Source organism: Vibrio sp. 10N.239.312.C11 (assembly GCF_041466065.1).
Taxonomy (GTDB): domain Bacteria; phylum Pseudomonadota; class Gammaproteobacteria; order Enterobacterales; family Vibrionaceae; genus Vibrio; species Vibrio tasmaniensis_A.
This window is the reverse complement of the sequence record NZ_JBFSRZ010000006.1, coordinates 124,389-136,397: the sequence shown is the minus strand read 5'-3', so window position 1 is coordinate 136,397 and position 12,009 is coordinate 124,389. Positions and strand designations below refer to the sequence as shown.

Sequence of the window (12,009 nt, the reverse complement as noted above, 5' to 3'; positions counted from 1 at the left end):
AAGCAACGACAGAATCCTTCGGTATTTAGACCGTCAACCTCCCTCGGTAATCACAGCCCTTAATAACTCACAAAACTCTAAACAAGTTGATGGCCACCACACCAAATCACATAGCCTACTAACTTACGCCCCATTTGTTTCCAATTAATGTCTTCCATAGAAAGCTACTCAGAGCGTCCTTAGGTTTTCTGAGTAACTACCCCCTCTTCGAACTCCTCTGAACACATTGATTATTACATATAGGTAATAATCATTTTCTATTTAAGGGGATTATCAAAAAATGCACTCGCACCTATACTGGCTCCAACAAAACGAGAGAGCGGAAACAATTAAGCTCAACTACTCTTAACGGGTTGAAGCTAATTGCACAGTTATCCGCTGTACTGACATATATAGGAAACATCCAATGACAATCGAAATTAAACCTGGTCAAACTCATATCAAATCAAAAGCAATGGTTGCATGGGCAGCTGGCGAGCCACTAAAAATGGAAGAAGTTGATGTACAACTTCCTAAAGCTGGTGAGGTTCTAGTTCGCATCGTTGCTACTGGTGTTTGTCACACTGACGCATTCACATTATCAGGTGACGATCCAGAAGGTATCTTCCCTTCAATTCTTGGTCACGAAGGTGGCGGCATCGTTGAGATGATCGGCGAAGGCGTTACAAGTGTTGAGATTGGCGACCACGTTATCCCACTTTACACAGCTGAATGTGGCGAATGTAAGTTCTGTAAATCTGGTAAAACTAACCTATGCCAAGCCGTTCGTGAAACGCAAGGTAAAGGCCTGATGCCAGACGGTACAAGCCGCTTCTCTATCAATGGCGAAACAATTTTCCATTACATGGGTTGCTCTACTTTCTCTGAGTACACAGTACTTCCAGAAATCTCTCTAGCGAAAGTAAGCAAAGAAGCACCACTTGAAGAAGTTTGTCTTCTAGGTTGTGGTGTAACTACGGGTATGGGCGCTGTATTGAACACAGCTAAAGTTGAAAAAGGCGACAACGTTGCTGTATTCGGCCTAGGCGGCATCGGTCTTTCTGCAATCATTGGTGCTCGCATGGCTGGTGCTGACCGCATCATCGGCGTTGATATCAACGAGAGCAAATTCGAGCTAGCAAAACAGCTTGGCGCGACAGACTGCATCAACCCAACTAAATTCGACAAACCAATCCAAGACGTTATCGTTGAGATGACAGACGGCGGTGTTGAGTACTCTTTCGAGTGTATTGGTAACGTAAACGTGATGCGTCAAGCACTTGAGTGCTGCCACAAAGGTTGGGGCGAATCAGTAATCATTGGTGTTGCGGGTGCAGGTCAAGAGATTGCAACTCGTCCATTCCAACTAGTGACTGGTCGTGTATGGCGTGGTTCTGCTTTCGGTGGTGTTAAAGGCCGCTCTGAGCTTCCAGAAATCGTTAACCGCTACATGGCAGGTGAGTTTGGTCTTCAAGAGTTCATCACTCACACAATGGGTCTGCAAGACGTAAACGAAGCATTCGACCTAATGCACAAAGGTGAATCTATCCGTACTGTTCTACACATGGATAAATAATTCTCCTTGGCCTCGATTCTTTCGAGCATCGAGGCCAAAGTTATAAATGAAAAGCAACAAACTGTCTTCACCACCTCCTGCCCGGTGGGTGGTGAAACTTTAAATGACATAGACAAGTTACTCCTAAAACCATCAACCTAACGGAGCACAATAGATGACAATCGAAAACATTAGCCAAGCAAAGGTTGCTGGTGGTTGGCACAAACAATACACCCACTTTTCTGCAACGCTTGACTGCAACATGCGTTTTGCGATTTTCTTGCCGCCTAACGCAAGCAAAGAAAACCCAGTTCCTGTTTTGTATTGGTTATCAGGCTTAACCTGTACCGATGAAAACTTCATGCAAAAAGCCGGCGCGTTCAAAGCCGCGGCTGAGCAAGGCATTGCTATTGTTGCACCTGATACAAGCCCACGCGGCGAAGGCGTTGCCGACGATGAAAGCTACGATCTCGGCCAAGGTGCAGGCTTCTATGTGAATGCCACTCAAGCACCATGGGACAGCCATTACCACATGTACGATTACGTGGTAACAGAGCTACCAGCACTTATTGAGTCTTTCTTCCCTGTGACTTCAGTGAAATCGATTTCTGGTCATAGCATGGGCGGACACGGTGCCCTAACGATTGGTATCAAAAACGAAGATAGCTACCGTTCTATCTCGGCATTCAGCCCAATCACCAACCCAATGCAATGCCCTTGGGGACAAAAAGCCTTCAACCAATACTTGGGCTTAGATATTGAAGAGTGGAAGCACTACGATGCCTCTGAGCTTCTAAAAACCAAAGGCACTAAACTGCCAATGTTGGTTGACCAAGGCGAAGCCGATAACTTCCTGATTGAACAGCTTAAGCCTGAGCAATTAGTCGAAGCGGCTAAGGTAACCAATGCCGATTTAGAGCTACGTATGCAGCCAGGTTACGACCACAGCTACTACTTCATCTCTAGCTTTATTGATGAACACATTGAGTTCCATGCTGCTTACCTAAACAAGTAGTCACACCGAATTAGCCCACACCTTGCAAAAGCGTGAGGTGTGGGCTTTTTTGTGCCTGCTGTTTGGGCAAATACGCTGTGACTAAAGATCAGCAACAACGATTAACACTTTCAAATACCCCCGCTATACCAACAAAAAACAATACAACTAAAAGGTACGACTATGAGCTGGTTTTTCTTAATGATGGGCGTGATGGCGGAAGCACTTTCTCACGTAGCACTTAAAGCAACCGGCGGTTTCAGCTTATCTAAACCCATCCCTGCTCTATTGGTGATTTCAGGACATTTGGCGGCATTTCTATTTTTGAGCCAAGCAATGAAAGGGATGCCTGTAGGTGTGGTTCACTCTTTATGGGCGGGCTTGGCTATCGTAACCGTGAGCTTGATTTCTACGTTTGTTTACCGCCAGCACCTCGATACTATGGTGTGGGTTGGTATGTTATTTGTGGCAGCAGGTGTTGTGATGATCAACCTATCTCAAGGTCACTCGCACTAGTGTAGATAGTGACTTATGAACAGTGTGTCAATTCGTTCAAGTTTCCTAACAGACAGTGTCGCCTTCACTTATTCATACTCTTACAATCGGCAAATCAAACCTGTTACCATAGCGTCTTCTACATCACCTATTTTGAAGGTTGCTATGAAAGCAATTAAGACTCTTTTCTTCCTGATGGTTTTATTAAGCGGTCTGTTTACCGCTTGGCTGTTTATCCCGATTCCAGCGACCATGGACAAGCAAACGCTCGACCTTCCATTAACGGAACCATTCAAGCTTGTGGCGTACCGCAGCAACCCGAATGATGCGAGCAAGCCGCTGACTTACCACTACTATGTGATTTCAGATGTGGTTGGCGTGGACGACATGGACCCGTTCCTGGTTACCACAGACCAGTTCGTGAAGCTTGGCGAATTCGACGAGAATACGTTCAGTTTAACGGTTAACGGCAAGATCGAGAGCTACACCAACGATTTGTGGATCAAAAAACCTGACGGCAAGCTTCAGCACTGGTACGTGAGTATTGATGCGAACTATGTTCGTTAGCGTCGAACCCAAATAGACCCGATTTAAAACTGCGCTTTGGCTTCCAAGCGCAGTTTTTGTTTCTAGCGCAATTTTTGTTTCAAGCCGCCCGCCTTAAACTCTCCTCTTTTCCACTTTCACCCGCAACTGCCCTTTATCCCAAGATGATAAAAACAATCTAACTGTCGCAAGCTGCATAGGTGTTATAAGCCTTTAAGATGTTATAAGCTCAGATTATGCTCGACGCTCAATAAATCAAAAATAATAAAGGATCACTCGTGGAATTTACGCTCGACAAATTTAACGGCATCATCATCGACCCAGCAACCGCCCCTCACAATGCTGACTCATTCAATGCCGAACTCAGCGAGATCACCGAATTTTCAAAGCAGAACAACAAAGGCATTATTTGGATTAGTTTACCTATTTCACTCTCGCACCTTATTCCGGTGGCGACTGAGCTTGGCTTTGTGTTTCACAACTGTCTAGAAGACGAAATCACACTGATCCATAAATCCGAGATTGTAGAGTTTGTGCCTTTCATCCCTACCCACACCTTGGGCGCAGGCGCATTGATCACCAACGAACATAATCAAGTGCTGATGATTAAAGAGCACGGTATGACAGGCTACAAATTACCGGGCGGCCATATTGAGTTGGGTGAAGGTATTGAGGAATCGGTTGTTCGTGAAACCTTGGAAGAGACAGGTATCGAGGCAACGTTCGTTTCGGTGGTTGGCATGGCAACAAGACACCCATATCAATTTGGCAAATCGAACCTCTACTTTATTTGTCACCTTATTGCTCAAACTCAAGAGATCGCGATTCAAGACACTGATGAAATTGCAGAGGCTAAATGGGTTGATGTTGAAGAGTACATTAACAACCCTGACAGTTACCCGTTTAACCGCCAATTGGTCGGTTCTCTGATAGGGAAACAAGGATTAGAGCTTACTCAGCTAGAAGGTAATTCTGGCCCAACCCACAAGCCCGAGATCTTCTTTTCGCAAAACTAGAACGATTCAAGCATAAAAACGCCCAACTCAATTGAATTGGGCGTTTTGGTTTCTAGCTTTTGTTTTTCTTAATTAAGCCTACTGCGTTGTTAGTTATTCTTTGTACCCATGATTCATTCTCATACTTTTAGAACGAACCTGTATTAGAAGAAGCCCAACGGATTAGTATCGTAGCTGATCAACAGGTTCTTAGTATTTTGGTAGTGATCGAGCATCATCTTGTGTGTCTCACGGCCAATGCCCGATTTTTTGTAACCACCAAACGCGGCATGAGCTGGGTAAGCGTGGTAACAGTTCACCCAAATACGCCCCGCTTCAATGTTACGACCCATGCGATACGCTAGGTTTGCATCACGCGTCCACACGCCTGCACCCAAGCCATACTCGGTGTCATTAGCAATCTCTAGCGCTTCCGCTTCATCTTTAAACGTCGTCACCGCGATAACAGGGCCGAAGATCTCTTCTTGGAATACGCGCATCTTATTGTGCCCTTCCAGCATGGTTGGCTGAATGTAATAGCCATTACCGAGATCATCTGGTTGCTGCGCTATTTCACCACCGGTCAGCACTTTCGCGCCCTCTTGACGACCGATTTCTAGGTAGCTCAAGATCTTATCGAACTGTTCTTTAGAAGCTTGTGCACCCACCTGAGTATCGGTATCTAACGGGTTACCTTGTTTAATAGTTTGAGCACGTTCGACCACCTTGGCGATGAACTTGTCGTATACCGATTCATGAATCAACACACGTGATGGACAGGTACACACTTCACCTTGGTTGAAGAACGCCAGCAGCATACCTTCGACACACTTATCGAGGTATTCGTCTTCATGGTTAAAGATATCTGGGAAGTAGATATTTGGAGACTTACCGCCAAGTTCTACCGTTGATGGAATCAAGCTTTCTGCGGCACATTTCAGGATATGGTGGCCGACCTCTGTTGAACCGGTAAACGCTAGCTTCGCCAAACGATCGCTAGTTGCTAACGCTTGACCCGCTTCGCTACCAAAACCATTCACGATGTTGACTACGCCTGCAGGTAGAAGATCAGCGATCTTCTCCATCATCACCAAAATCGATGTCGGTGTTTGCTCGGCGGGCTTCATCACCACACAACAGCCCGCAGCCAGTGCAGGTGCCAATTCCCAAGCCGCCATTAAAATCGGGAAGTTCCAAGGAATGATCTGCCCCACCACACCAATAGGTTCAGGGAAGTGATAACTTGCGGTGTTTGAATCTAGCTCTGCTGCGCTGCCTTCTTGTGCTCGAATACAACCCGCAAAGTAACGGAAATGATCGACAACCAAAGGAATGTCTGCCGCCAGAGTTTCACGCACTGGCTTGCCGTTTTCCCACGTCTCGGCGACTGCGATTTCTTCAAGGTTCGCTTCAATGCGGTCGGCAATTTTAAGCAGAATGTTCGAACGCTCAGTCACACTGGTCGAAGCCCAACTTGCACGAGCAGCATGCGCGGCATCGAGTGCCAAGCTAATGTCCGCCTCGGTTGAGCGCGCGACTTGGCAATACACCTGACCATTTACTGGGGAAGTGTTATCAAAATACTCGCCGCTGACAGGCTTCACCCACTCACCACCGATAAAGTTATCGTATTGCGCTTTAAAGTTAACCACTGCGTTATCACTACCCGGCTGTGCGTAAATCATAGTTAGATCCTTCTTTGATTTGTTCTTCGTTATTGAGCGAGAGCTTTCTTATTTTGTGGCTGCTCGTCTTGAGAAAAGAACTCATGACAAGACGCCCATGTTTATAATTTCTGTTTAAAACACTGATACTTCGTGTTTTCTTCACAACAGTAACAACGCAAATCACACGCCAGAACTTCAAAACTTGTTGTTAATAAATTGTAAAACTATGATTACCAAACGTTTACAACCCTAAGTGAGTTGGCATTGAACGGACGTCTGGAAACCACTCCAGTGTTCAACTGTTCCAAATTGGTACACCCTCACTGTTACGACATGGAACAGTCATGCATCTTCAACAAGCAAACACCTCAGATTGGCTTTCATCCTCTTGGCACCGCAGCACAGAAGCGGGTCTAAAACAGAGACGACTTCCCGAAGACATTCGCCTGCCACAATCGCTCCTTAAACAGCGACGTCATCAATCGTCCGACTTGATTCATATCGTCGAACGTAATGCTCTGCCTCTGTTTAATCAGATGTTTGCACGCACTGACAGTCGTTTGATTCTGACGGATATTGAAGGGGTAATTCTGGCAAGTTGGGGACAAGAGCGGTTTAAAGAGAAGCTGACGTCAATTGCACTCAGCTCGGGAGCATGTTGGCAGGAACAACTTAAGGGCACCAACGCGATTGGCACCGCGATTGTTGAAGCGAAACCCGTATCCATCATTGGCGAACAACACTTCATCCACCAGCATCGATTTATCAGTTGTTCAGCAAGCCCGGTGTTTGATCATCAAGGTCAAATGGTTGGCGTATTGGACATCACCAGTGAACAACAGCAACACGACAGCTCGGTGCAATTACTGGTTCAAAATATGGTTCAGCTTGTTGAAAATCAACTTCTGAGTCATATCCCACAAGGCACCACTCGAATCGATCTCGCGTGTGAGAAATCTTTATTACACAGTGGTTGGCAAGGGATAGTAATAGCCAATGAAGCTGGTGAGGTAGTGGCGCACAATCAGGTCGCCTCTCAACTGCTGGATCAAACCTCGATCGTCGGCGAATGCATAGATACCCTCTTCAACCGAACCTCATTAGACACGCCCTTTGTGTTTGAGAAACAGCACCTCAAACAACCAACTGCAAAACGCACGCGTTCCATTTCAGCATCGTGCGATTTGCACCATGGTGAACAACAAATTGAACATGCTTGGCAGCAGGCCAACAAGGTAATCGACAAAGGGATCAGCCTATTAATCTTAGGAGAAACGGGGGTCGGTAAGGGCGAGTTTGTTAAAGCATTGCACAAGCAAAGCCAACGTAAATCGTCACCGTTAGTTGCGGTGAACTGCGGTGCGCTGCCGAAAGATCTTATCGAATCTGAGCTGTTTGGCTACGCGCCGGGCGCTTTTACTGGCGCAAGCCACAAAGGGTTCCAAGGCAAAATCCGTCAAGCAGACAAGGGCATTCTATTTTTGGATGAGATCGCCGACATGCCGTTAGAGGCTCAGTGTCGATTGCTGCATGTTCTACAAGATAAGTCAGTAGTGCCTGTTGGCTCAAATCAGAGCTACCAAGTCGATTGTCAGATCATCGCTGCGACGCATAAAAACCTAGAACAGTTGGTCGCTACGGGGGAGTTTCGACAAGATCTCTTTTACCGCCTGAATGGCTTGGCCTTTACTCTGCCAAGCTTGCAACACCGACAAGACAAGCACGCCTTAATCGAGCACATTCACCGTAAATACGCAGAAGACGAACAGACAATCTGCCCGCACTTAATGAGCTTGCTGTGCGCCTATTCATGGCCCGGTAATATCCGTGAATTAGATAACTTACTTAAGGTTGCTGCTCTATTGGCAAGTGATGAACCACAACTCACGCTAGAACATGTACCTAGCCATCTTGCTCAACATCTCACGTTATTAGCGCAAGATAATCAGCATCAACTGACGACTCAAAATACCACCAAAGGCACAACGAATAACGATTTAAGAAGTACCGTTGAGGAAACTTTGCTACAAACCTATCAAGCGAACCAAGGCAACATCAGCAAGACTTCGAGAATACTGGGGATCAGCCGCAATACCATTTATCGAAAGCTAAAGAGCTTGGGGATTCTTTATTAATCAAGATGATCAATGGCCCAGTTACTTGAATTTAGTCTGCAAAGTATAAATACATACTTTTTAAGTGGGTATTCCACACTTCGGATGAAATTAAAATGTGACTGATGTCATATAATGAGTAATATATATCCACAACACCCTCAAACTACAACCTCCTGATTTACCCGGAAATTAAAAACGGCATCAAGTATAAAATATCAACAAATACAATTAGATAATAGAATAAAAACAGCCATACACCTATCTTATAGCTCCTCTCTAAAAGACATAATCCGGAGCGTTATACCATCCTATTTATATTTTTAATCACCCTATTCTTATTGTGTTCATTATTTAGAATTTTCCATTCACGTATCTTGTTTAAAATCTCTGAAAAACTACCACTATTTGGTTAGAGAGATAATATGTTTAACAGTATACGAACGCGAATTGCGGTGAGTGCGGGCGGAGCGATGGCTTTCACTCTGTTAATCGCCATGGGAATGACGACCAACGCATTTACCGATGTGAATAAACAAGTCACTGAAAAAGTAAAAACGCAGCTGACAGAGGCCACTGCTACGGATTTACAAAACACGGCACTTCAACAAGGTTTGAACATCGCTAACCAGCTCAACCCCGTATTAGCGAACCTTAAACAAGTGCGCTCAATCATCGAATTAAGTTCAGAAACCGACGCAAGTGCAGAGCTTATCGTGAAACAGTTTACTGCGGCATTGGAAGCACAAAACAAAGCTGTATTTGCGGGTTACATGGTTTGGGAAGATAAGACATGGTCACAACAGTCTGTCTTGAATAACGAGCTCAACGTGAACAGCGAAAATGGCTCAGAGACGTCGCTGATTTCAGATAATCAACAAGACTCGAACACGGAACTGAGCATTAACACAGAATCAGACTCGAATATCGAATCTGGCTCAAACATCGAGTTAAGCTCAAACACTGAGTTAGGTTTTAACAGTCAGGGCTACCTTGCGCCTTTCTTCTCTCCCAATGACCAGAACAGCTTTGATGCTGTCGCAATGGAAAGCTTTAGCAATACCGAGCTCAACAGCAACGGTGAGCGCAAAGATGACTGGCACTTAATGCCATATCAAACAGGTAAAACGTTTGTGATGGAACCGTATTTTTATTCAGTGCGCGGCAAACAAGAGCTCATTACCACCATCAGCCAACCAATCAAACATGACGGAAAAATCATCGGCTCGCTAGGCTTTGATTTGTCCCTACATGAACTCCAAAGCCAAAGTGAGTTACTTGCGCGTAACCTGTTTGATGGCCAAGGAAAAATCCTAATCACTTCATGGAAAGGCATTACACTGGCCAACAGCCAAGCTGGAAATATGGTGGGTAAAAAAGTCTCTTCTGAATTGGAATCTGAATGGTCAAAGATTCAGTCTATCGCTAACAGAGAAGGCGCCGGTCTTGTGACTTTCGGCGGCGATGAGTACGCGATTACTGCCATTGATACCAGTGATGCGCCATGGGTAGTCATGGTGTCTGTTCCTAGTAGTCACCTAGCCAAAAGCGTCAATGACTACACCGAGTGGAGTGATGCTCAGAATTCAAAAGCACTTGAAAAAGGTGTGTGGGCGGGAATCATCGCCGCTCTTCTAGGCATTGCCTCAATGGCATTCATTGCTAACTCTTTGGGCAAGGTTTTGAACAACTTAGTGGAACGCTTTAAAGATGCAGCACAGGGTGAAGGTGACTTAACTTATCGCATTGAAGTGAAAGGTAAGGATGAAACCGCTCAGCTTGCACACTGGTTCAATACCTTCCTATCTCGCATACAAGAGATGCTACTTACCGTGATGGTAACGGCTGACCAAGTGGATAAAAACGCGACAGAAGGCCAAGCTCGTGCTGAAGTTTCACGTGACCAGCTGAATTCTCAAGTTAACGAAGTGAACTCACTTGCCACTGCTATCAATGAAATGAGTGCAACAGCGCAAGAAGTGGCGAACTCAGCGGTTCAAGCAGCTGCAGCAGCAAGCCAAGTGCAAAGCAACAGTCTCAATGGTATGACGCGCATGGACAATGCCGCCAGTGCTGTAGACAGCTTGGCTGTGCAGGTTAACGATGCGCAGCAACAAACACAGAACTTAGTCGATTCGAGCACCGCTATTCAGGGTATCTTGAGCGAGATTGGTGGCATTGCAGAGCAAACTAACTTACTTGCACTGAATGCCGCGATTGAGGCAGCTCGTGCAGGTGAGGCTGGTCGAGGCTTTGCAGTGGTTGCTGATGAGGTTCGTAACCTAGCGAATCGAACTCAAGGTTCAACAGAAGAGATTCGCTCTATGTTGGCTCGCTTAGAACAAGAGACTCAATCTATTGTGGTACTGATGGAGCAAAGCCAGAATCAAGCGAACAACACAAAAAGTGAAACCGAAGCTGCACATCAAGCCTTGTCTGAAATCAACCAAGCGATTGAAGTGATTAATGACATGAACAATCAGATCGCTTCCGCGGCTGAAGAGCAAAGCTCTGTGTCAGAAGAGATTAACCGCAATGTAGTAATCATCAATGATACAGCAGTGGAAGTGATGGACACCATGACATCATCAGTAGCAATCAGTAATGAGCTGACAGTGAAAGCCGGAGATTTACACGGTGAACTGAGTAAGTTCAAGCTTTCTTAATTACCAACAACGTCTAACAATAACTAGGCCGAGAACCACCATTTCCTCCGCGAAACAGCATGTTCTCGGCCTACCTATTTTAGCTCCGCACTCAACATTACCCTCACCGAGAAAAAATCTAATTGGAGTCCAACTCCACAAGTTGATTGAGCACTTCTTTGTCTAACACTGGGTGATGTTTGCTCGCTAAAATCAGCACAATATCCACCGAAGGCAGTGGTGGCATATTTTCCAGAATGTTCAAATCAGAAGTCACACTCAGCTTACCCATCGCGCCAATCGCTAAACCCGCTTTAACAATGGCACGTTGCGCCGAAGCGGTATTACTGCACGCCAACAACTGATAAGGCGTACCCTGTTTAGTTAGGCCATTCACTGCCGCTGCGTGATACTTACAATCGGTCTGAAACAAGGCTAATGGAACAGGCTTGGAGCTATCGAACACATAGTCTGGGCTGCTTATCCATACACCCACATCACTGGTCAGCCAATAGCCCTCTTCACTGTCAGGCGCTCGGGTGACAATTGCAGCATCAAGCCTGCCATCATCCAACCACTCTCTGAGCGTAATGCTTGGCAGGCTGAATACTTGAATAGAACAGGTGGGTTCTGCTTTCTGCAACAGGCGAATCACTTTTGGCAGAATAGTGTCATTGTAGTCTTCAGGGCAACCGAGTCTTAAAGGTTGTTTGTCTTCGTAACGCTTTACTTGCTTGAGGGCGGTATTGTGGAGGGCGACCAACTGCTCCGCATGAGAACGCAGCGCTAAGCCAGCCTCTGTCAGCACGAGATTACGGCCTTCTTTCTGGAAAAGGGTCACGTTGAGTTCTTCTTCCAGTTTGCGCATCTGCGCACTGAATGCCGATTGGGTGCGATTGATCTGTTTCGCTGCACGAGTAAAGCTACTGGTTTCTACAAACGCGAGAAAGCCTCGCAAAGCATCAATATCCATATTGAAATCACTACCCATCGTTTTTATTAATGTATTGCATCAAAAT

General features: G+C 45.7%; 8 protein-coding genes and 2 pseudogenes. 8 read left to right on the top strand and 2 right to left on the bottom strand.

All coding sequences use genetic code 11. The features are described from left to right. Positions 1-406: 406 nt before the first annotated feature. From AB6D07_RS04680 to AB6D07_RS04660, 5 genes are all read left to right on the top strand, one after another. On the top strand, positions 407-1,555 hold the full coding sequence (locus AB6D07_RS04680; protein ID WP_017064961.1) for an S-(hydroxymethyl)glutathione dehydrogenase/class III alcohol dehydrogenase: 1,149 nt from the start codon (positions 407-409) through the stop codon (positions 1,553-1,555). A gap of 154 nt (positions 1,556-1,709) precedes the next feature. Next, positions 1,710-2,549, top strand: coding sequence for an S-formylglutathione hydrolase (fghA, locus tag AB6D07_RS04675; protein ID WP_017099111.1), 840 nt, complete (start codon positions 1,710-1,712; stop codon positions 2,547-2,549). 162 nt (positions 2,550-2,711) lie between these two features. Then, positions 2,712-3,044, top strand: coding sequence for a multidrug efflux SMR transporter (locus AB6D07_RS04670; RefSeq protein ID WP_017103493.1), 333 nt, complete (start codon positions 2,712-2,714; stop codon positions 3,042-3,044). Positions 3,045-3,188: 144 nt separating this feature from the next. Continuing rightward, positions 3,189-3,590 (top strand): hypothetical protein, encoded by a 402-nt coding sequence (locus tag AB6D07_RS04665; protein WP_017099112.1) that lies wholly within the window; start codon positions 3,189-3,191, stop codon positions 3,588-3,590. Positions 3,591-3,847: 257 nt separating this feature from the next. Beyond that, a complete protein-coding gene (locus tag AB6D07_RS04660; protein ID WP_017099113.1) occupies positions 3,848-4,585 on the top strand; it encodes an NUDIX domain-containing protein in 738 nt (245 codons plus the stop codon). Positions 4,586-4,728: 143 nt separating this feature from the next. On the opposite strand, the gene AB6D07_RS04655 is transcribed toward AB6D07_RS04660, so the two are convergent. Next, positions 4,729-6,249: an aldehyde dehydrogenase family protein gene (locus AB6D07_RS04655; protein WP_372140705.1), complete on the bottom strand. Its 1,521-nt coding sequence runs from the start codon at positions 6,247-6,249 to the stop codon at positions 4,729-4,731. A gap of 326 nt (positions 6,250-6,575) precedes the next feature. Between AB6D07_RS04655 and AB6D07_RS04650 the strand changes: the two genes are divergently transcribed. From AB6D07_RS04650 to AB6D07_RS04640, 3 genes and pseudogenes are all read left to right on the top strand, one after another. After that, positions 6,576-8,366, top strand: a complete 1,791-nt coding sequence (locus AB6D07_RS04650) for a sigma-54-dependent Fis family transcriptional regulator (protein ID WP_017103492.1) — start codon at positions 6,576-6,578, stop codon at positions 8,364-8,366. A gap of 404 nt (positions 8,367-8,770) precedes the next feature. After that, positions 8,771-9,160, top strand: a pseudogene (locus tag AB6D07_RS04645) (methyl-accepting chemotaxis protein); the annotation flags it as partial. A gap of 144 nt (positions 9,161-9,304) precedes the next feature. Beyond that, positions 9,305-11,011 (top strand): annotated as a pseudogene (locus tag AB6D07_RS04640) (methyl-accepting chemotaxis protein); the annotation flags it as partial. Positions 11,012-11,129: 118 nt separating this feature from the next. Here AB6D07_RS04640 and AB6D07_RS04635 read toward each other — a convergent pair. Continuing rightward, complete coding sequence (locus tag AB6D07_RS04635; protein WP_017103490.1) at positions 11,130-11,981, bottom strand: LysR family transcriptional regulator; 852 nt, start codon at positions 11,979-11,981, stop codon at positions 11,130-11,132. Positions 11,982-12,009 lie beyond the last annotated feature (28 nt).